The sequence below is a fragment of the Afifella aestuarii genome, assembly GCF_004023665.1.
In the GTDB taxonomy this organism is placed as follows: Bacteria; Pseudomonadota; Alphaproteobacteria; order Rhizobiales; family Afifellaceae; genus Afifella; species Afifella aestuarii.
This window is the reverse complement of record NZ_SAUF01000001.1, coordinates 1,761,039-1,782,570: the sequence shown is the minus strand read 5'-3', so window position 1 is coordinate 1,782,570 and position 21,532 is coordinate 1,761,039. Positions and strand designations below refer to the sequence as shown.

Genomic DNA, 21,532 nt, shown 5'->3' with positions numbered 1-21,532 from the left:
CGATGTTCGCATGCGGCTTCGTGCGCGAAAATTTCTCTTTTGCCATTTCCCTCTACCAAGGCTGAGTTCGACGGGGATTTTCGGCGCGCCTAGTACGATGGTCCGCGCGATGGTGCAAGAGGCCGTGCGTCACATGCACGCGACAAAGACAATCCTGGCAAGAAGCCATAAAGATGAGGCGGCAGGATCTCGGTGGAGTCACGCAGCAGAGCCCAAAGTGACGCACCCATCTTCGCACGACGCAATCGATGCGCGACGCGAAAGCGGGTCCAGGTTCGGCTCTTGTCGAAATCTGGAGCGGGTAGCGGGAATCGAACCCGCATATTCAGCTTGGAAGGCTGCTGCTCTACCATTGAGCTATACCCGCACAGCGCTTCGCGGGCCGCTGGTGGAGGGGGTTGGATTCGAACCAACGTAGGCATAGCCAACGGGTTTACAGCCCGTCCCCTTTAGCCACTCGGGCACCCCTCCGGTGCGGCCGTCGAAACGACTGGCGAAAGCGAGGTCTCGGTTGGTCAACCGAAACCGTCGGTGGCGGCGTATATGCAGGTGGCGCCCCGGCCTGTCAACGCCCGCAACACGAAAGCCCACCGTTGCCATTCCCTGAAGTTCGGTGCGAAGGGAGAAGCCGGTAAATTGAGCAAGCAAGCGATGTCCAACGATACGAATATGAGAAGGCGCCGTCGCCCCGGCGAGAAGAGCGGACGGCCCACTCGACGAAGCCCACGCACCCCCCCGGCCGATTCGCCTTCGGTCATCTACGGCTTTCACGCCGTCAGCGAAGCCTTGAAAAATCCCAAAAGAGAGATCCATCGCCTCGTCGCAACGGCCAATGCGCTCAACCGGCTGAAAGGGCTCGCGCCCGACATGGAATGGCCGGAGCCCTCCTCCACCCGCGAGATGGACAAACTCCTCGGCGCCGACACGGTGCATCAAGGAGTCGCGCTTTTCTGCGATCCCCTCCCCGAGCCGGAACTATCGGACTGCGTCGGAGCCGACATGATCGTCGCGCTCGATCAGGTGACGGACCCGCACAATGTGGGCGCGGTCCTTCGCTCTGCAGCCGCCTTCGGCGCGAGCTTCCTGATCATGACAGCGCGCCATTCGCCGCCCGAGACCGGCGTTCTTGCGAAGACCGCTTCCGGCGCGCTGGAACATGTCGAAATCGTGCGGGTGAGAAATCTCTCCAATGCGTTGGAGGAACTGCGCGATGCAGGCTTTCATCTTCTGGGGCTCGATGGAGAAGCCACAGACGCGCTCGGAGATAAGCCCGTGCCGAAACCCGCCGTTCTCGTGCTCGGCGCCGAAGGCAAAGGCCTGCGTGAAAAAACCGCTGCGACATGCGATCGGCTCGTGCGGCTTCCCACACGCCCGCCGATCGCAAGTCTCAACGTCTCCAATGCGGCAGCCATCGCGCTTTACGAAGCGAGCCGCCCCAAAAGCCGCTGAGGTACCTCAGCGGCAGAGGCGGCGCGGGCCGTGATAGGGCTGGAATGTGCCGCTGCGCGGATCAAAGCTGCGGTACTTCGAGGCGCAATAGGCATACCATTCGCGCGACCAAGGGGCGGGCCGCGCGCCGGCATAGGCCGGCGGAGCCGCATAATAGCGCGGCTGCGCCATGGCACTGCCAAGAGCAAGCCCGAGGCCCAAGCCGGCGACACCCGCTCCTATGCTGTTCCTGTGGCGATGCCGGTAGTAGTGTCGCCCATATCTGTAATGCCGTCCGCGATAGTGATGCCGCCCGCGGTAATGATGGCCGCGATATCGGTGGCCCCGGTAATGACGGCTCGGGACCCGAGGTCCTATGCGATGGCCGCGGCGCCAGTGCCGATCCTGCACCTTAATCAGCGGGGCTTCGACGCCACTCGCCGGCGAAGCCTGGGGAGCGCGAGGCATTGCTGCCATTGTCGGCGAGAGAGATGCAATCACCATCGAAAGCCCTGCCGCGATCGCGATTGCTGCCCGAGTAGACCTGGATTGCATAACGAAAATCTCCTGAGGACCGCACCACAAGATTCTCGTGCGGCCAACCATTCTTAGAATGCTAACAAATTAAGCAGCTGCATGTTCCCCAGTGAAAAGGTCCGATCACGTTTCTTTTACCCGCAGGCGTCGGAACATGGTCGATTCGCGGCTTCCGCCTCCCAAGCGTCGCCGCCCCATGCTCCGCCCCCGACGGGCATCGCGACGCCGATCGTGCGGCGTTGTTGGCAGCGCATGTTGTCCGAAAGGCGCTCATGGTGACAGGCTTGCGGGCACGCCGACGAAGCTGTTGCACCTGTCAGAAGGAGCGGTTAGGGAATATCCGCTCCAGGCGGCTTCAAATGGCCGAATTTGGAGCTCTGAAGGCGCACGGAAGCCACAGGCGGATCCCGCCGTCACGCGCCATGCCGGCTTAGCTCAGTTGGTAGAGCATCTGATTTGTAATCAGGGGGTCGGGGGTTCGAGTCCCTCAGCCGGCACCATTTTCACTTTGAAAAGACTGCGTTTTTTAGTCCCGGTCCGTGGAACGGATTGGGCGACGAGAGCCTGTACGGCCCCACAGAGCCCTCTCACCCCAGAGAGCGCCCGGCCGCGCCGTTGAGGCGCGGCCTTTGTCTGGCGGCCTGGACTGCGCATAAGCCCAGTCCCGGGGAATCGAGCGCCAAGTGTGGATTCCCCCATTTTCCCGTAAAATTGCAACGCCAGGAAAGGGCCGCCGAGAGACGGTTGAAGGCGGCTCAACGAGATTGGCAAGGCCCGGACGACGCCTTAATCGCCCGGGAATCGACAGGGCGGGCGCCTCAGCCAGCCACCTTGTCGATGATCCGCCTGACATCCTCCGCGCTCGCCTTGCGCGGATTTCCTGACGTGCAGAAATCCGCCAAGGCGGAAGCAACCAGCGCATCTTTGCTCTCAGCCAGCACAGCCATGTCGGCGCCCAAAGCCTTGAGCGTCAACGGAACTCCAAAGCGCTTGTTAAGGCCCACGATCGCGTCGATCAAATTCTGCGTGCCTTGCAGGGCTGTCTCACCTTCAAGATCGAGGAGCCGGGCCAAACGCGCATAGCGCTCTGCCGCAGGCTCCGCAGAGTTCTTGTCGAGACCGGCATTGAACGCGATCACGTATGGCAGGAGCATGGCGTTGATGCGCCCATGCGGAATATGCAGACGGCCTCCGATGGCATGCGCGAGCCCGTGGTTGAGACCGAGCCCGGCAGAGTTGAAGGCCATGCCGGCCATGCACGAGGCGTTGTGCATCGCAATCCGGCCCTCGACGTTCTGGCCATCGGCGAAAACCACGGGGAGGTTCTTGAAGGTCAGGCTGACGGCCTTCTCGGCAAGAGCATCGGAGAAATCGGTCGCACAATGGGCGACATAGGCCTCCAGAGCATGGGTCAGCACATCCATGCCGGTATCCGCCGTGATCTGGGGCGGCACGGTGCGGACGAATTCCGGCTCCAGCAGCGCGATATCCGGAATCAATTCGTCGGAGACGAGAGGAAACTTCGTGCCCTTGTCCGGATCGGAAATCACCGAATAAGCCGTCACCTCGGAGCCGGTGCCGCTCGTCGTCGGAATGGCGATGAAGGTGATGCGGCTCCGACTGTTCATCTCCCGCAGGATGGCCAGAATCGCTTTCGCCGCATCGATGGCCGAGCCGCCACCAAGGCCGATGATGATCGTCGGGCGAAAGGCGGAAAGCTCCCTGGCCCCTTCCTTGACGCTGGCAATGGGCGGATCGGGAGTGACTTTGTCGTAGATCGTGACGGCGGAGCCGGAAAGGTACTGGCGCACCCGGTCCGCCACACCGAGCTTCACCATAAGCGCATCGGTGACGATACCGACCCGCTCGCCGTGGAACTCACGAAGCCGCTCGAGGGTACCCACCCCAGAGACAACCTCTGTCTTGAGTGAAAACGTATGCATGGCGCTCATCGTCTTGGCCTCCTTAGCCGAAGAGCTCCCCCGCATTTTTAGGTCCGGCGTTGCCCGGAGCTGAAAACCGGTCCCTTCGCGCCATCGCATCAAGCCCCAAGCGACATCGCATCCAGTTTCGGATCAGTGCGCCATCATCTGAAGCGTCATCACGCTCCCGTCTAGCGATGAGGGGTAGTATGTCGGCAGATCGGACCGGCTTTGGCCCGCGCCGCAGGCTGGCGACCGGTCACGATTGCCTGAACGGCCCGGGCAGGATCGTCCGGACAACCGCGGAAGCGACCGATCTCAGGCGCTTTGTCGTCGCTTCCGACGTCTCAAATGGCCCGCATGCGTGCTCTTTGAAGGCACCACGCATCGCAGTCCCATGCGCGTCCGCGGCATTATGCCCCTGTGTTTCCTCGTCTTTTTGAGACTTCCACCCTCACCGTTGGTGACGAGAATATCCGTCTCAGCCGATCCCGGGCCGCACTTCGACAATCGAGAGCCAGGCGAAACAACCCCTGATTGACCAGATCGCGAAATCCGGCTCAGGGAAACGGATGGAACTGAAAGCGCGGCCACGGGTCATTTCACTGTCACTCAGTCCAATGCCACCGAACAAATCGGAAGGTGCAATCCATGGCGCAATCACATCCCGCCGCGGACGACGCCGTCGCCGGGCAGCCGATCCACGCAGTGCTGGTCCAGTTCCCGACCGTCTGTTTCACGCTGGCCCTCCTCACGGACCTCGCCTATTGGCAGACGGCCAATCTCATGTGGAAGAATTTCTCCGCATGGCTCCTCTTCGTCGGCCTCGTCGTCGGCGTCCTCGCCGCAATCGTCGGTATCATCGACATTCTCGTCCGCAGGTCGGCCCGCAGAAGCGGTGCAGCCTGGCCGCACGCGATTGGCAGCATCGTCGTTCTCGTGCTCGCCTTCATCAACAGCCTCATCCATGCGGGTGACGGCTGGACGGCCGTCGTTCCGTGGGGCCTCACCCTCTCCATTCTCACCGTCCTCGTCATGATAGCGACCGGATTTCTCGGTCGCTCCATGACTGCAAGGAGTCACCGAGGAGATCGCGACCATGCCTAGCCCACACGACACCTTCGCCGGCCGCACCCTCGCCCTTGCCAGCAGCATTCTCCTGACCGCCATGCTGGCGAGTTGCGGTGACGACGGCTCAGACTTCGACATTTCGCAACAGATCGGTCCCGACCCGGTTCTCCCGGAGCCGGATCCTCCGCTCATTGCCAACATGAAGGTGGCGGAGGTGATCGGCTGGACCGAGGGCAAAACACCGTCCGTCCCCGATGGTCTCGCCATCACCGCCTATGCCCAGGATCTCGCCAATCCGCGGGCGCTGCATACGCTGCCGAATGGCGACGTTCTCGTCATCCAATCGCGAGGTCCAGGAGGCGAACCCGTGTCGCGCCCCAAGGACATCATCCGCGGATGGATCATGTCCTTCGCTCATGGCGGGGGCGGCGATACGAAGGAAAGCAATCTCATCACGCTACTGCGCGATACCGACCGGGACGGAACCATAGACGAGCGTCACGATCTTCTGACCGGACTGAACTCCCCCTTCGGCGTCGCCTGGGCCGACGGCACGCTCTACGTGGCCGCAACCGACGCCATCCTCACCTATCCCTACGCGCTCGGAGACACCGAGATTTCGGCCTCGCCGGAAGTGCTCACCCCGCTTCCAGGCGGACCGATCGACCATCATTGGACGAAGGATCTCGCCCTCTCCCCGGACGGGCAGAGCCTCTTCGTGTCGGTCGGCTCCAACTCCAACATCCTGGAAAACGGACTGGAGGCCGAAAAAGGTCGCGCCGCAATCTGGCAGGTCGACCGTCAAACCGGCGCAGCGCGGGTTTACGCCTCGGGTCTCCGCAACCCGAATGGCCTGACCTTCAATCCGCAGACCGGCGCGCTCTGGGCGGTCGTCAACGAGCGCGACGAACTCGGGCCGAACCTTGTCCCCGACTACATGACCTCCGTCCAGCAGGGCGCTTTTTACGGCTGGCCGTGGAGCTATTACGGCGACCATGTCGACGAGCGCGTCCGCCCGAAGAGACCCGATATGGTGGAGAAGGCGATCGCGCCGGACTACGCCCTCTCGAGCCACGTCGCGCCTTTGGGCATGACCTTTTCGTTGAACTCTGCCCTGCCACAGGCCTATCGCAACGGCGCCTTCGTCGGCGAGCACGGCAGCTGGAACCGCAGCTTCTTCAACGGCTACAAGGTCGTCTTCATCCCGTTTGAGAACGGCACACCCTCTGGCATGGCGCAAGATGTGGTGACCGGTTTCATTGATGGCGACGAAGCCCATGGTCGCCCGGTCGGTGTTGGGATCGACGGCACCGGCGCGCTCTTGATCGCCGATGACGCCGGCAACACAGTCTGGCGCGTGGCAGCCGCCGACGGCTCCGTCACGCCTCAGCCGATCGGCACCGATCAGGTCTCGGCCGCGTCTGCGGGCAGTGCCGGAGCCTCCGGTGCAACCTCGGGATCGGCAGCAGGCAGCTCCGGCCCGCAGCAATCGGCAGAGGCGGCTTCGCCATCTGGCACAACGTCGGCGCCAGATCAGGCCTCCACACCTGCCCACCAGGAGAGGCCCGCCGCCTCTGCCGACGAGATGATGACAGGTCAGGCGCCCGTCGCACCGCCGGCGGATTCGGCACCTGCTCCCGGCCAGACGGAGATTGCTCCGGCCGTGCTTCCGCAGACAGAGCCGGCACCGAACTCTAGCGGAAACCAGTGACAGGCGAGCCGGCGTTCTGCGGAGCCACGGAGCGACGGCAACGGCCTCCATATGGCATTAACAAAACCAAACATCATATTGGTTTACAACGTGATTTAGGCAGAATCATATGGAGCGGCGGCGGGCATGAGTTTCAGCACGTCGCCCTCACTCCTCCGGGCGCAGGAAGCGGTAGCCAACCCCGGGCTCGTTCAGGATGTAGCGGGGGCTCGCCGGATCATCGCCGAGTTTCTGGCGCAGACGTCCGACGAAGACGCGCAGATACTGCACGTCGTCGGCATTCGCAGGCCCCCAGACGCTCGTCAGGATCTGCCGGTGGGTGAGGATGCGGCCGGCATTGCGCATCAGGTAGGCGAGAAGTTCGAATTCTTTCGGCGTCAGCTTGAGCCTCTCTCCCGCCAGCGACACCTCGTGGCGGGCAAGATCGAGCTTCAGATCCCCGACGACGATTTCCGCGCTGTCCTCCCCGGCTTTTCGCGCAGGACGCAGGAGGACCCTCACGCGTGCCAGAAACTCGGGAATCCCAAAAGGCTTGACCACGTAATCATTGGCCCCGGCATCGAGGGCGGCGACCTTCTCGTCCTCGCCTTCCCGGACCGAGAGGACGAGGATCGGCAGGTTCGACCATTCGCGAAGGCGCCTGATCACCTCCTTGCCATCGATGTCGGGCAGACCGAGATCGAGAATGACGAGGTCGGGCTCCTTCAAGGCGACAGCCTCCACCCCCTTGCGGCCATTCTCCGCCTCGAAAACCTCAAAACCATGCGCTCCGAGCGCCACCCGGAGGAACTTCCGGATCTGCGGCTCGTCGTCGACAATCAGGATACGCGTGGCGCTCATGGTTCTGCCGTCGCCTTCTTCGGCATCTCGGGAGCGAGAGGAAGCTTCACATTTATGACGGTTCCGCGGCCACCCGAGCCCGCACCGATGGCGATCTCGCCGCCATGTGCCTCCACGATGCCCTTGCAGATGGCGAGCCCGAGGCCGGTGCCGGCTCTTTGCGCGTCACCGGCACGCACACGGTAGAACATGTCGAACACTCTGGCGCGATCCTCGATCGGGATTCCCGGGCCTTCGTCGCGCACCGACAGATGAAGCTGTCCGGCCTCGACGCGGCCCGAAACCACGATCTCCGTGCCGGGCTCGGCGTATTTCGCGGCATTGTCGAGAAGATTCGCAACGACCTGTTCCAGAAGTACGGGATCGCCCGCAGCCATGGGCAAGTCACGCGGCAGCTCGATGGCGAGCCGGTGTCCCGCAAGGCGCCGCCGAAGCTGACGAACGGCGCGCCCCACCACTTCCCGCATGTCGACCCAGTCGCGCCGGACCTGCAATGCGCCATAGCCGAGACGCGTCATATCGAGGAGGTTCTGGATGTAGCGGTTGAGCCGCTCGCCCTCGTCGCGGATGGTCTCGGCCATCGCCACGCGACCGGATGGGCCAAGGGCTTCATCGGCCTCCAGGAGACCCGACGCGGCTCCGATGATGGAAACGAGCGGTGTGCGCAGATCATGGCTGACGGACGACAGAAGCGCCGCGCGAAGCCGCTCCGTTTCAGAGAGAAGCCGCGTCTCCTCCATGTCGGCCGCCAAACGGGTGCGCTCGACGGCGATCGCCACCTGATCGACCAGCGCTTCCAGAAGACGACGTTCGTCGGGGGCGAGCGGCTGTGAGCGCGCAAAGCTGACGCCGAGCAGCCCTTCCCTGCCATGTGCCGTCTTCAAGGGCAGAAAAAGCCAGGAGGACGCCGGCAGTGTCGGCGAGCCCCAGCCGGCGATTTCTCCATGCTCCCAGGCCCATTCGGCCGCGCCACGATCCTTCGCATCGAGCTGATCTTCGGGTGGATAGCCGCCGAGGATGGTCAGCTGCCCGTCCGGGCCAGGCCCGAGGATCAGCGAGGAGCAGTTCAGCGTCGAGGCGACGTGGTGGACGGCCGCCCACACGACGTCGTCGAGGGACGCTGCGCTCGCGATCTTGCGGCTGAAATCATAGAGTGCGGCCGTACGCCTAGCGATGTTGCGCTGTGCCTTCACCTGCGCGCGCAACCGCGCCGCGAGATTGCCGGTCGCGATCGCCACGGCGAGATAGAGGAAAAGGGTGCGGACCACCGTCTCGCTGTGGACGCTGAACGTATAATACGGCTCGGTCAGAAAGTAGTTGTAGGCGAGGAAGGACAGGACGCTCGCATAGACCGAGGGCCAGAGGCCGTACCGCGTGGCGATGGCAATCACCGAGGCGAGGTAGAGGAGCGACAGGCTCTCCACCGGCAAAGCCCGATGAACCGCGGCCCCGATCGCACTGCTCGCGAGAACGGCCACGGTCGCCACCCCATAGGCTTCCGCCTCCCAGGTCGGAAAGAGATGCGGCCCCCTCACCTTGTCGCGACGCGCTCGCGCGGTGTCCGAGGCGATCACCGTGACCTCGAAATCCCTCGCGGCGCGGATGATCTCGTTCGCCACGTTCTCGCGAAAGAACCGCGCTGAAAAGGTGCGCATGCGCGGCCGACCGACGACGATGCGGCTGACATTGCGCGAGCGTGCGAAAGCGAGAATCTCTTGCGCGATGCGCGATTCTGCATTGAGCGAAGCGACTTCGCCGCCGAGGGTCTCGGCGAGCCTCAGCGTCTCGGCGATCTGATCCTTCGCGGCCTCCGGCAGGCTCTCCGAGGCGGGGGTGACGACGTTCACGGCGATCCAAGGGAAGCGGCCACGATCGGCGGCACGTTTCGCGGCACGCACCAGCGCTCCGGCGACCGGCGATTCGTTGACGCAAACGAGGATTCGCTCCTGCGTCGGCCACGGTCCCGGGATCGCGTGGCTCTTCATATGCGCCATCATCTGCGCATCGACGCGATCGGCCGCGACGCGCATGGCAAGCTCGCGCAGAGCCGTCAGATTGCCCTTGGAGAAGAAGTTCTGGATGGCCCGCGCAATCTGCTCCTGGACGTAGACCTTCCCCCCACGCAGCCTTTCGATCAGTTCGTCGGGTGGCAGGTCGATCAGCTCGATCTCATCCGCCAGTTCGACGACGCGATCGGGCACCGTCTCGCGCACACGCACGCCGGAGATGCGCGCAACGACGTCGTTGAGGCTCTCCAGGTGCTGGATGTTGAGCGTCGTATAGACGTCGATGCCCGCGCCGATCAGCTCCTCCACATCCTGCCAGCGCTTCGGATGCCGGCTTTCTGGAACGTTGGTGTGGGCGAGTTCGTCGACGAGGACGAGGCCTGGCCGGCGCTTCAGGATCGCATCGACGTCCATCTCGGAGAGAAACCGGCCGCGATAGAGGACACGCCGTCTCGGGATGGTTTCAAGCCCGGCTGCGAGGCGTTCCGTCTCGGCGCGGCCATGCGTTTCAACGACGCCGACGGCAACGTCGAGACCCGCGGTGCGGCGCTCGCGCGCCGCCTCGAGCATGGAATAGGTCTTGCCGACGCCGGGCGCCGCACCGAGGAAAATCTTGAGCCGCCCCCTGCCTTCCCGCGACGCTTCCGCGAGAAGAGCCTCAGGCTCGGGACGGTTATCCGGCTCGTTCATTGCGTTCTGCTGCTCGCCCTTTCCGCCACCGGCACGCCGTTGTTCCCGGCCGGACGAAGCTCGTCGAGCGCCAGGTTGAGCGCAAGAACATTCACCCGTGCCTCCCCGAAAAGTCCGAGGCTACGCCCCTCGATATGACGCCTGACCAGGTCGCGCATCTGCTGCAGGGGAAGATCTCGCTCTTTGGCGACGCGCGGCGCCTGAAAGAAAGCCGCTTCCGGAGAGATGTGCGGATCGAGACCGCTGCCCGATGTCGTGACGAGATCGACGGGCACGCGCGCACCGCCGGCTTCCCGGCTGAGCCTTTCCGCCTCGCTCGAAACCCGCTTGAGGAGGGCCGCGCTGGTGGGACCGAGATTGCTGCCTCCGGACGCGCCGGCATCGACCTCACCGGCAGATGGCCGTGGATGGAAATAGCGCGGAGCCGAAAATCTCTGGGCGACCAGACGGGATCCGACGACCTGTCCGTTGCGCTCGACGAGACTGCCGGCGGCCTCGGCTGGAAACAGTGTTTGAGCGAGACCGGTCATGGCGAGCGGATAGCAGAGGCCGAGAAGCATGGTCATGAGGACCGAAAGAATGATGGCAGGACGAAGCTGGTCGATCATGGCTTTGCTCAGACGATTGCGATGGAGTTGATGAGAAGGTCGATGGCCTTGATGCCGATGAAGGGCACGATGAGCCCCCCGAGGCCGTAGATGAGAAGATTGCGCCGCAAGAGGCTCGCGGCCGTCGCCGGCGCATAGCGCACGCCCTTCAAGGCGAGCGGAATGAGCGCGATGATGACGAGCGCGTTGAAGATCACCGCCGAGAGGATGGCGCTTGCCGGGCTTTCCAACCGCATGACGTTGAGCGCTGCGAGACCGGGATAAGCGGCGACGAAGATCGCCGGAAGGATCGCGAAATATTTCGCTACGTCATTGGCGATCGAGAAGGTGGTGAGCGACCCGCGACTGATCAGGAGCTGCTTGCCCACCAGCACGATCTCGATGAGTTTCGTCGGATCGCTGTCGAGATCGATGAGATTGCCGGCCTCCTTGGCGGCGGGTGTCCCAGAATTCATGGCGACGCCGACATCGGCCTGCGCAAGCGCCGGCGCATCGTTGGACCCGTCGCCGCACATGGCGACGAGTTTGCCCCCCGCCTGCTCGGCACGAATGAGTTCGAGCTTCTTTTCCGGCGTTGCTTCCGCCAGGAAATCGTCGACGCCTGCTTCGGCAGCGATTGCAGCCGCCGTCAGCGGGTTGTCGCCCGTCACCATGACGGTGCGCACCCCCATGCGCCGGAGCTCGGCAAAGCGCTCGCGGATACCGGGCTTCACGACGTCTTTCAGATGCACGACGCCGATCGGCTTGCGGTCGGCGGCGACGACGAGCGGCGTGCCGCCGGAGCGGGCGATGCGTTCGATGAGGCGCGACAGCTCCGGCGTCGCGGCCTTGTCGCACCAGGCGAGGATCGCGTCGCTCGCTCCCTTGCGGATCTCACGCCCGTCTTTCAGATCCGCCCCTGAGATACGGGTCTGCGCACTGAACGGAATGGTCGTGACCACGCGCTCGTCGTGATCGATCTCTCGGCCGAGGCGTTTGCGGGCAAGGTCGACGATCGATTTTCCTTCCGGCGTCTCGTCCGCCGCCGAAGCAAGATGCGCAAGCTCGGCAAGCTGCCGTTCATCGGTGCCTGCAACCGGCAGAAAATCGTCGGCCATCCGGTTGCCGAAGGTGATCGTTCCGGTCTTGTCGAGAAGGAGCGTATCGACATCGCCCGCCGCCTCGACGGCCCGACCGGACTTGGCAATGACGTTCGCCTTCACCAACCGGTCCATCCCGGCAATCCCGATCGCCGAGAGAAGACCTCCAATCGTCGTCGGGATGAGAGTGACGAGAAGCGCGATCAGGAAGGCCACAGGAACCGTCGCACCGGAATAAAGCAGGAAGGGCTCGAGCGTCGCGGTGACAATGAGGAAAATGATGGTCATGCCGGCAAGCAGGATCCCGAGCGCAACCTCGTTCGGCGTCTTCTGCCGTTCCGCTCCCTCGACGAGCGCGATCATGCGGTCGAGAAACGTCTCGCCCGGCTTCGACGTCACCTTCACCTTCAGCCAGTCGGAGACGAGGCGCGTACCGCCGGTGACGGCGGAGCGATCGCCCCCCGCCTCGCGAATGACGGGGGCGGATTCGCCGGTGATCGCCGATTCGTCGACCGAGGCGATGCCGTCGACGATCTCACCATCCGCCGGGACGATGTCTCCCACTTCGACGAGAACGAGATCGCTGGGTTTCAGCGTGTGGCTCGAAACCTTCCGCGTCTCCACCGCATCGAGTGCTGCGAGAAGCTTCGCAGGCGTTTCTGTCTGCGTCGCCCGCAGCGTGTCCGCCCGCGCCTTGCCACGACCTTCCGCCATCGCTTCGGCAAAGGTCGCGAAATAGACCGTGAACCAGAGCCAGGCTGCGATCTGGCCAACCACCGCCGTCTCGTCGGAACCGGTCACGACGCCGCGCAGGAAAACGAGCGTGGAGAGCGCCGCCGCCACCTCCGTGACGAAGATGACGGGGTTCTTCATCAGATGACGCGGGTCGAGCTTGACGAGCGCCACGCGCAAAGCCGGCCCCGTCACCTGCATGTCGAAGAGAGAAATGTCGGGCTTTCTGCGCATGGCGCCTGGCTTTCTGACAGGATGCGGATGGAGGGCTGCAGCGTCGGCGCTCGGGAGATCGCCGTGGGTGGCGGCAGGCAATGGAGCTTGCGGCATCAGAACGTCTCCCCGGCGAGCATCGCCGTGTGTTCGGCAATCGGCCCGAGGGCGAGCGCCGGAAAGAAGGTGAGCCCGCCGAGGATCAGGACGACCGCGACGAGAAGCGTGACGAAGAGAGGACCGTCCGTCGGAAATGTGCCGGCCGAGGCCGCGACCTTCTTCTTGGCCGCCAGCGAGCCGGCGATCGCCAGCATCGGCACGATGAAGACGTAGCGGCCGAGGAGCATGGCAATCCCGAGGAGCGTGTCGTGGAAGGGCGTGGCGGCCCCGAAGCCCGCAAAGGCGGAGCCGTTGTTCCCCGTCGCCGAGGAATAGGCGTAAAGGATCTCCGACAGCCCATGCGGGCCTTTGTCCTGGAGCGAGGCGAGCGCCACCGGGAGCGTCGCAGCCGCGGCGCCGAAAACGAGGACGCCGAGCGGCATCACCAGGAAGGCGATGACGGCGAGCTTCACCTCTTTCGTCTCGATCTTGCGTCCGAGATATTCCGGCGTTCTCCCGACCATCAACCCGGCCAGGAAGACCGTCAGCACGACGAAGGCGAGCATGCCGTAGAAGCCGGAGCCGACGCCGCCGAAGACCACCTCGCCGACCTGCATGAGCAGCATCGGCGCGAGAGCACCGAGCGGCGTGAAGCTATCGTGCATGGAATTGACCGAGCCGTTGGAGGCGGCAGTCGTCGCCGTCGCCCAGAGCGCCGATTCGCCGACGCCGAAGCGGACTTCCTTGCCCTCCATATTGCCGGCGGCCTGCTCGACGGGAAGGTTCGCGAAGAGCGCGTTGCCTTCGCTCTCCGCCCCATAGGTGAGCGCAAGCGCGCCGAGAAAGAGGATGCCCATGGCGGCAAAGATCGCCACGCCCTGGCGCATGTCGCGCACCATGTGACCGAACATGAAGGTGAAGGCCGCCGGGATGAGGAGGATCGCCACCATCTCGGCGAAATTCGAAAGCGGCGTCGGGTTTTCATAAGGCACGGCGGAATTGGCATTGAAGAAGCCGCCGCCATTGGTGCCGAGCTGCTTGATGGCGATCTGCGCCGCTGCTGGCCCCTGGGCGATCGTCTGCCGCGCGCCCTCGAGCGTCGTGGCGTCCACATAGGCGGAAAGGTTTTGCGGCACGCCCTGCCAGACGAGAAAGAGCGTGAAGAGGATTGAGAGCGGTAAGAGCAGGTAGAGAACCGCCCGGGTGAGATCGACCCAGAAATTGCCGAGGTTGCGCGCATCCGCGCCATCGGACCCGCGACCGGCGAAGCCTCGGATCACGGCGGCGCCGACGGCGATGCCGGTCGCGGCCGAGACGAAGTTCTGCACCGTCAGCCCCGCCATCTGGCTGAGATACGAAAGCGTCGTCTCGCCTCCGTAGGCCTGCCAGTTGGTGTTGGTGACGAAGCTGACCGCCGTGTTGAAGGCGAGATCGGGCGCAAGCCCCCCAAAACCTTGTGGGTTGAGCGGCAGGTGGCCCTGCAGCCGCAGGATCGCATAAAGGATCAGCCAGCCGACCGCGTTGAAGGCGAGGCAGGCGGCCGCGTAGCGCGCCCAATTCTGACCCGTGTCAGGATCGATGCCGCCGGTGCGATAGAAAAGCCGCTCGATCGGGCCGAGGACCGGCGTCAGGAGTGTTGGTTCTCCCGAAAAGAGCCGCGCCATGAAGAGGCCGAGCGGCCAGGCGAGCGCCGTGATCGCAACGCAATAGACGATGAAAAGCAGGATGTCGGAAGACATGGCCGCACCTCAAAGCTTTTCTGGGTTGAGGAGCGCCCAGACGAGATAGCCGAGAAGGGCGAGCGCCACGACAGCGCCGAGCACAAAGTCGAAAGCCATCGCTCAAAGCCTCTCGATGAGGCGCAGCGAAAGGGCCGCGGCAGCGAAAAAGCCAAGCGCGAGGCCGACAAAGAAAACGTCGAGCATTTCATCTCCATCATCCGAAACGTGACCGGAGGATGGGAGCGGAGGCCATAAACAGGCCATTCGCGTTTTTGGCGGATCGCATCAACGAGGCATAAATGAAGGAGGCGACATCGGGCCTCCCTCGCACGACCACGACGTCACACAGAGTCCCCAAGGGCAAACCATGGGCCATTCGGGGGTGAAGCGCCCTGCCCGTCCTAAGCCGCAATGCTTGGATGAACGTTTCGATCGAAGTCGTTGAGACGATTCCAAACTTCGCAGTCGGAACGCCTCGCCGGAGGCTAACGCGACGCGGGCTCCGTTTCCGAGGCCGGGCTCCCGTCCTCTGCCTTTCGGTCCGGCTCGTGCCATTTCTGAGCGAGGCCGGAAAGGTCATCGAACGTGTTGGACGTATCCGACACCGTGCGGCCCATCCCGCATCCGCCAAGCGTTCCAAGAACGGCAAAAAGACCAAGCGCCAGCGCGGCTTGCGTCGCGACCTTCGAGGCGAGGTTCGAAGAGGAGGTATCCTTTCGACGGTGAATGGCGCGCATCGTTCTTCCCCTCGTCACGGCAGCTCGTTTGAGATCAATCGCTCGACCGTACGAGCCATCACCCGACAGCCGAAGACGATATCCTCTTCCGCCGTATCTTCGTCGATATCATGGCTGCGTCCACCGATGCTCGGTACGAAAAACATCGCCGCCGGCATCGTCTGACCGATAATCATGCAGTCGTGACCGGCTCCGCTTGCAAGCCGCAGCGGTTGTTCGCCGAGATCTGCGGCCGCTTCGGCGAGTTCCCCCGCAAGTTTTGCATTGGTCGTCGTCGGAGGGACCCGCGTGGTCACATCGACGGAGACAGCAAGCCCGGTCTCGCGCTGAAGTCCCGCCGCCTTGTCGTGCACCGCCGATTCCATTCGCTCCAGCCGCTCCAGGTCGCCGTCTCGAAACTCCAGCGCAAGTTCGGCCTGAGACGGCACGACGTTCGGGGCGCCCGGCCTCAGCGCCACACTGCCGATATTCCACACGGTCTCCGCTCCGGAGAGTTCCAGAAAGGCCGAATCCACCCAGCACGCGAAAGCGAAGATCGCGCGGCCGGCATCGCGGCGCATCGTCATTGGCGTGGTTCCGGCGTGATCTGCACGCCCCTCCGCCTTCACGCTCATTCGGCGCGTGCCGGCAAAGCCGGTGACGATGCCGATCCTCCGCCCAGCAGCGAGAAGCCGTGGGCCCTGTTCGATGTGGCCCTCGAGGAAACCAATGAGACGACGCCTGTCGGCGACGATCGGATCGCCCGAAAAACCTGCCGCAGCGATGGCAGAGGTGAGCGCATCGCCATCCGATCGGTGCGCATGCCCGACGTCACCCTCCGACAGGAGTCCGGCGAGGCTCTTGGAGCCGAGGAGAGGCAGATAGGTGCCCTCCTCATCCTGGAAGGCGATGACGTCGATACCGACAGGAACGCTCGTGCCGCTCTCGCGAAATGCCCGCGCGACTTCGAGCGCATAGATGACGCCCATGGCACCATCGAGCCAGCCGCCACGCGGCACCGTGTCGGAATGCGAACCGAGCAGCAGAGCCCGGTCGACGTCCGGCCACGCCCCGTAGACATTGCCGAAACGATCCTGCTTCACGACGAGACCGATTTCGCCCAGCCTCTCTTTGAGCCAGTCGCGCGACGCGACATCGGCCTGCGAAAACGCGATCCGATCGACCCCGGTCTTGTACTTTCCGAATTCGGCGAGGCGCCGCAAATCTGCGATCAGCCTTTCACTCTTGATCTCAACCACAGCCGGCTCTTCATTCTGGCGCGGACGAAGGCAGAGCGATCGATGCACCGCCCCGACTGCCGCGAACACGTGAAGGCTCCTTCATGGCGCGGATCGCGAGCCTCGTCGAGCGCCGAAGGCACGACCACGGGCATGGACGCCTTCGACGACAGCGGGCCGCCCCGACCGCGATGCAGAAAGCTCAGGAGGGATCGTCTCCGAAATACTGCGTGCGCAAACGTTCCACCAGCTCGCTCTCTTCGGCCCAGAGGACCTCGACGGTCAAATCTCGCGTCAGACCGGAATTTCGGCTGACGCCGAAACCATATTTGTCCGGCTCGAAGATCGGACCCACGACGTCGAGCGGCTCATCCTGATGCGTGTGGGCGTAATATTCCAAGACGGGCGCATCGGCGATGATCGCATCGATATCGCCATCAAGGAGACCGGCCACAGCCCCGTCGAGATCATTGTAGGCCCGCGTCTCGAGAAAGGCCTGCTGGGCGAAAGCCTCCGAAACACCGCCCTTAAACACCCCGACGGTTTTTCCCGGCAGATCGGCTAGACTGTCGATCTGACTGTTGATCGAAATCGCCGTCATGACGCTCGTGACAGTCGACGTCAGATAGGCGACGACAGCGACACCGCAGACGAGCCAGAGGGCTGCCCAGACCCGGCCGACCCAGCCGAACAGGTTCTTGCGGATCGGAGCCCGCCCGGACGTCGCCACCGACATGACGGAGTAAAAGCCCTCGGCAAGCGCATCGGGCCACGTCTTAGGAAACTCCGGATCGAAGCGCCGATAATAGAGGGTGCTCAGGACGGTCGCCACGAGAATGACGAAGGCGAGCCAAAGATAGGCTCTCAGAAAGCCGCTATCCCTCAACCCCGACACGACCTCGCTGAAGCCGGCCCCGGCATCCTTGTTGATCATGATCCGAAGGCCGGCGTCGAACCAGGGATAGGTGAAGTCTATCCGGAGGGCACGCTGTTCGGTGATGGAGAGATTGGTAACCGCAACGTCGATCTCGCCAGAGGCCGTCGCGTCGAGAAGTGCCGCAATGGTCGGATAGGGCTGGTAGTTCGTTTTGAAGTTCTGTCGCCCGGCGATCGTCTCCCAGAGATCAATCGCCATGCCCTCATAGCGGCTGTCCTGCTTCATGACAAAAGGCGGGCTCATGTAAAGCCCGACATCGACCGCACGCGGAGATGCTTGCTCCTGCGTCTGTTCGTCAGGGGCCGCCGGTTCTCCGTCAGAGGTTTGGGCAAATGCATCGCCCGGAGCACTCATGAGAACGATAACAAGCAAAAGCATCACGTAGTGAGACAGTGCCGTCCACCGCCTATTGAGAACAAAACGAATTGATAGCTTCACTGAGACTGTCCCCCGGCGCCCTTCTTCGGGTTTTCGATTGCTTCGCCCACATCTTCGTCAAGATGTCTTAGCCGTCGCCTAACAGAACCTCGGAACGCCAACTTTCCGGCCGGAGAAACCCGCTGGCCGGAAAGCGAAATCGGTTTTCCGAAGATGCGAACCTCGCGCGGCCTCACGCGTTCAGCTTGCGACGGGCGACGACGGTTTCACAGCAAAGAAAGAGCGAGAGAAAGAGGCGAGATGTCCGACACTCTGTGGTGGCAGCATGGAACGATCTACCAAATCTACCCGCGGTCTTTTCAAGATTCGAATGGCGACGGCATCGGCGACCTGGAAGGCATCCGCCAACGCCTCCCCTATCTCACCTGGCTCGGTGTCGACGCGGTCTGGATCTCGCCCTTCTACCCCTCTCCGATGGCCGATTTCGGATACGACGTTGCCGATTATTGCGACGTCGATCCGATCTTCGGGACGCTTGAGGATTTCGACCGCCTGAGCGCCGACATCCACAAAGCCGGCGTGAAGCTCATCCTGGACTTCGTGCCGAACCACACGTCGGACCGGCACCCCTGGTTTCAGGAGAGCCGCATTTCGCGCGAGTGCCCGAAACGGGACTGGTATATCTGGCGCGACCCGGCTCCGGACGGTGGCCCACCGAACAACTGGATCTCCAATTTTGGTGGCAGCGCCTGGCAGTTCGACGAAGCGACGGGCCAGTATTACTACCATGCCTTCCTGAAGGAGCAGCCCGATCTCAACTGGCGAAACCCGGAAGTGCGGTGGGCCATGCACGACGCCCTGCGCTTCTGGCTCGACCGGGGTGTCGATGGGTTCCGCGTCGACGTGATCTGGCATCTGATCAAGGATGCCGACCTGCGCGACAACCCCATCAATCCCGCCTATGAGCCGCATCAGCGCGAGCTCAATCGCCTGCTCGAGGTTCATTCCTGCGATCAGCCGGAAGTGCACGAGGTGATCGCTGAGATGCGCGCCGTGCTCGAGGAGTACGACGAGCGTGTCCTGATCGGCGAAATCTATCTGCCGATCGAGCGCTTGATGGCCTATTACGGCGACGACCTCAAAGGCGCGCACCTCCCGTTCAATTTCCAGCTCCTGCAGTCGGCCTGGGATGCCCGTCACATCGACAATCTCATCCGCGAATACGAAACGGCGCTTCCAGAAGGCGGCTGGCCGAATTGGGTGCTCGGAAACCACGACCAGGCGCGCATCGCCGATCGTCTCGGTCCGGATCAGGCGCGGGTTGCGGCTTTGCTGCTTCTCACCCTTCGAGGCACGCCCACGCTCTATTACGGCGACGAGATCGGCATGGTGCAGGTCCCGATCCCTCCCGAACGCGTGCAGGATCCGTGGGAGAAGAACGAGCCGGGCCTCGGCTTCAACCGCGATCCGGCGCGCACCCCGATGCAATGGGATGAGAGCGACCACGTCGGCTTTTCGACTGTCGAGCCCTGGTTGCCGGTGGATCACCGAGAGAAAGACCGCAACGTCGCCGCCCAGAAGCAGGATCGATCCTCGCTTCTCTGCCTCTACAAGCGATTGCTCGAGCTGAGGCGCGAGCGAAAGGCTCTTTCCGTCGGACGCTACGTGCCCGTAACGGCCGAAGGAGACATCCTCGCGTTTCGCCGCGAGCACGGCGAGGAGCGCTTTCTGATCGTCCTCAACCTCGGCAGCACCACCCATCGGCTGATGCTGGACGAGGGCGTGCGTGGCCACGTCGTGCTGTCTTGCCTCGGAAGAGAGGCCGGCGACGAGCTCTCCGGCACCATCGAGATACCCGCAAACGAAGGCCTCGTCATCGAACTCGCCGACTGATCTCAAACCTCAGGCAGGAGCCCTGCAATGCTCGATCTCTGGTACAAGAACGCTGTCATCTATTGCCTTGATGTGGACGCCTATATGGACGGCAATGGCGACGGGGTCGGCGATTTCCGCGGGCTGGCCGACCGCCTCGATCACATCGAGGCGCTCGGCGCGACCTGCATCTGGCTCCTGCCCTTCTACCCGACACCCAACCGCGACAACGGCTACGACATTTCCGATTTCTACAATGTCGATCCACGTCTCGGCTCACTCGGGGATTTCGTCGCCTTCACGCGCGCCGCGGCAGACAGAGGCCTGCGGGTGCTGGTCGACCTCGTCGTCAACCACACCTCGACGGACCATCCCTGGTTCCAAAGCGCCCGCTCCGACCCCAACTCCCCCTATCGCGATTGGTATGTGTGGTCGGAGGAAAAGCCGGAGAACATCCACGACGGCATCGTGTTTCCCGGCGTGCAAGAGGCGATCTGGACCTACGACCAGAAGGCTAAGGCCTGGTACCTGCACCGCTTCTACAAACACCAGGCCGATCTCAACATCGCCAACCCGGCGGTGCGCGAAGAGATCGACAAGATCATGGGTTTTTGGCTGCAGCTCGGCGTCTCGGGCTTCCGCATCGATGCCGTGCCCTTCCTGATCGAATATCTCGGCCTCGATCACGCTCCGGCCCGCGACCCGGCCGAATATCTCTCCGACATGCGCCGCTTCCTCTCCTGGCGAAAGGCGGAATCGGTCCTTCTCGCCGAAGCCAACGTCACCATGAAGGAGGTGACGAGCTATTTCGGGGAGGACGGCAACCGCATGCACATGGTCTTCAACTTCATGCTGAACCAGCACATGTTTCTTGCCATGACGCGCCGCGACGCCGAGCCGATCCGCCGCATCATGTCGATCATGCCGGATCTGCCTGTGGAAGGTCAGTGGGGCTCCTTCCTCCGGAACCACGACGAAGTCGATCTCGGCCGCTTGTCCTCGCAAGAGCGCCAGGAGGTCTTCGATGCGATGGCGCCGGACCCGGGAATGATCGTCTATGATCGGGGCATCCGTCGCCGCCTCGCACCGATGCTCGAAGGCGATGTGCGCCGCCTCAAGCTCGCTTACGCCCTCATGTTCGCGCTGCCCGGCACACCCGTCATCTGGTACGGCGAGGAAATCGGCATGGGCGACGACCTAAGCCTTGAGGAGCGCAATTCCGTGCGCACGCCATTGCAATGGTCGAACCGCAAGAACGGCGGCTTTTCCTCAGCCGATCCCGAGGCTCTCGTTCGTCCTGTCCTGAGCGACGGCCCTTTCGGCTACGACAAGGTCAACATCGCCGACGCGATGCACGACCCGGACTCACTCCTCTCCTTCGTGCGAGAGCTCGTGCGCATTCGCCGTTCTCTGCCGGAGATCGGATGGGGAGAATGGACGCTGATGGATGGCGATACGCGAGTCCTCGCCATGCGTTGCGAATGGAAAGGAAACGTTACCTTCACCTATCACAACCTTTCCGACAAGGATGTGGAGGTAACCCTCGAACCCGCGCAGGAAAGCGAGACCGGGGAGACCGCCTATACCTCCGTTCTCTTCGGACCCGGCGCCCCCCCTCGCGACTTGAAACCAGGCGCCAACCTGAGGCTCGCGCCCTACGGTTTCGCCTGGCTGCGGCCAGACCAGGAGCGCCGCTGATCGCGAGCCGCTGAAGTCCCAGCGGCAGCACCCACC

The 21,532-nt window shown here is 63.3% G+C and carries 16 protein-coding genes and 3 tRNA genes; 6 read left to right on the top strand and 13 right to left on the bottom strand.

Features of this window, described 5'->3' with window-relative positions; translation table 11 throughout:
* Positions 1-293 precede the first annotated feature (293 nt).
* Together EO094_RS08365 and EO094_RS08360 are read right to left on the bottom strand one after the other, a co-directional pair.
* Positions 294-367, bottom strand: a tRNA-Gly gene (locus EO094_RS08365).
* Between the two features lie 19 nt (positions 368-386).
* A tRNA-Tyr gene (locus tag EO094_RS08360) sits at positions 387-471 on the bottom strand.
* Between the two features lie 180 nt (positions 472-651).
* Between EO094_RS08360 and rlmB the strand changes: the two genes are divergently transcribed.
* The gene (gene rlmB / locus EO094_RS08355) at positions 652-1,449 is read left to right on the top strand and encodes a 23S rRNA (guanosine(2251)-2'-O)-methyltransferase RlmB (protein ID WP_342772731.1); all 798 of its coding nucleotides are present in this window, start codon (positions 652-654) and stop codon (positions 1,447-1,449) included.
* 6 nt (positions 1,450-1,455) lie between these two features.
* Here the strand turns inward: rlmB and EO094_RS18695 are convergent, their stop codons facing one another.
* Complete coding sequence (locus EO094_RS18695) at positions 1,456-1,650, bottom strand: BA14K family protein (RefSeq protein WP_246008400.1); 195 nt, start codon at positions 1,648-1,650, stop codon at positions 1,456-1,458.
* A 739-nt stretch (positions 1,651-2,389) separates the two neighbouring features.
* On the opposite strand from EO094_RS18695, the gene EO094_RS08345 reads away from it, so the two are divergent.
* Positions 2,390-2,465 (top strand) — tRNA-Thr (locus tag EO094_RS08345).
* Positions 2,466-2,783: 318 nt separating this feature from the next.
* Here the strand turns inward: EO094_RS08345 and EO094_RS08340 are convergent.
* Entirely contained in the window at positions 2,784-3,917 is a 1,134-nt protein-coding gene (locus EO094_RS08340; RefSeq protein ID WP_128291736.1) for a 1-propanol dehydrogenase PduQ, read from the bottom strand.
* 621 nt (positions 3,918-4,538) lie between these two features.
* Between EO094_RS08340 and EO094_RS08335 the strand changes: the two genes are divergently transcribed.
* The gene (locus EO094_RS08335; protein WP_128291735.1) at positions 4,539-4,994 is read left to right on the top strand and encodes a DUF2231 domain-containing protein; all 456 of its coding nucleotides are present in this window, start codon (positions 4,539-4,541) and stop codon (positions 4,992-4,994) included.
* Entirely contained in the window at positions 4,987-6,669 is a 1,683-nt protein-coding gene (locus EO094_RS08330; RefSeq protein WP_128291734.1) for a PQQ-dependent sugar dehydrogenase, read from the top strand. The genes EO094_RS08335 and EO094_RS08330 overlap by 8 nt, the downstream gene beginning before the upstream one ends.
* Before the next feature lie 147 nt (positions 6,670-6,816).
* On the opposite strand, the gene EO094_RS08325 is transcribed toward EO094_RS08330, so the two are convergent.
* The 9 genes from EO094_RS08325 to EO094_RS08290 all read right to left on the bottom strand — a co-directional run bounded on the left by EO094_RS08325 (position 6,817) and on the right by EO094_RS08290 (position 17,902).
* Positions 6,817-7,509, bottom strand: coding sequence for a response regulator (locus EO094_RS08325; RefSeq protein ID WP_128291733.1), 693 nt, complete (start codon positions 7,507-7,509; stop codon positions 6,817-6,819).
* Positions 7,506-10,205: a sensor histidine kinase gene (locus EO094_RS08320; protein ID WP_128291732.1), complete on the bottom strand. Its 2,700-nt coding sequence runs from the start codon at positions 10,203-10,205 to the stop codon at positions 7,506-7,508. The genes EO094_RS08325 and EO094_RS08320 overlap by 4 nt, the downstream gene beginning before the upstream one ends.
* Entirely contained in the window at positions 10,202-10,813 is a 612-nt protein-coding gene (gene kdpC, locus EO094_RS08315) for a potassium-transporting ATPase subunit KdpC (RefSeq protein ID WP_128291731.1), read from the bottom strand. The genes EO094_RS08320 and kdpC overlap by 4 nt, the downstream gene beginning before the upstream one ends.
* An 8-nt stretch (positions 10,814-10,821) precedes the next feature.
* Positions 10,822-12,858 carry a potassium-transporting ATPase subunit KdpB gene (kdpB, locus tag EO094_RS08310; RefSeq protein ID WP_128291883.1) on the bottom strand — a complete coding sequence of 679 codons (2,037 nt, stop codon included), beginning with the start codon at positions 12,856-12,858 and terminating at the stop codon, positions 10,822-10,824.
* Positions 12,859-12,953: 95 nt separating this feature from the next.
* Entirely contained in the window at positions 12,954-14,675 is a 1,722-nt protein-coding gene (kdpA, locus tag EO094_RS08305; protein WP_128291730.1) for a potassium-transporting ATPase subunit KdpA, read from the bottom strand.
* Positions 14,676-14,684: 9 nt separating this feature from the next.
* Positions 14,685-14,774, bottom strand: a complete 90-nt coding sequence (gene kdpF, locus EO094_RS08300; protein WP_128291729.1) for a K(+)-transporting ATPase subunit F — start codon at positions 14,772-14,774, stop codon at positions 14,685-14,687.
* Between the two features lie 368 nt (positions 14,775-15,142).
* Positions 15,143-15,394 (bottom strand): hypothetical protein, encoded by a 252-nt coding sequence (locus EO094_RS18420; RefSeq protein WP_164879589.1) that lies wholly within the window; start codon positions 15,392-15,394, stop codon positions 15,143-15,145.
* Between the two features lie 14 nt (positions 15,395-15,408).
* A complete protein-coding gene (locus EO094_RS08295) occupies positions 15,409-16,632 on the bottom strand; it encodes a hydantoinase/carbamoylase family amidase (RefSeq protein ID WP_164879588.1) in 1,224 nt (407 codons plus the stop codon).
* A 181-nt stretch (positions 16,633-16,813) separates the two neighbouring features.
* On the bottom strand, positions 16,814-17,902 hold the full coding sequence (locus EO094_RS08290; protein WP_128291882.1) for a transporter substrate-binding domain-containing protein: 1,089 nt from the start codon (positions 17,900-17,902) through the stop codon (positions 16,814-16,816).
* A gap of 324 nt (positions 17,903-18,226) precedes the next feature.
* Between EO094_RS08290 and EO094_RS08285 the strand changes: the two genes are divergently transcribed.
* Together EO094_RS08285 and EO094_RS08280 are read left to right on the top strand one after the other, a co-directional pair.
* Positions 18,227-19,819 (top strand): alpha-amylase family glycosyl hydrolase, encoded by a 1,593-nt coding sequence (locus EO094_RS08285; RefSeq protein ID WP_128291727.1) that lies wholly within the window; start codon positions 18,227-18,229, stop codon positions 19,817-19,819.
* 27 nt (positions 19,820-19,846) lie between these two features.
* Complete coding sequence (locus tag EO094_RS08280) at positions 19,847-21,496, top strand: alpha-amylase family protein (protein WP_128291726.1); 1,650 nt, start codon at positions 19,847-19,849, stop codon at positions 21,494-21,496.
* Positions 21,497-21,532: the final 36 nt, after the last annotated feature.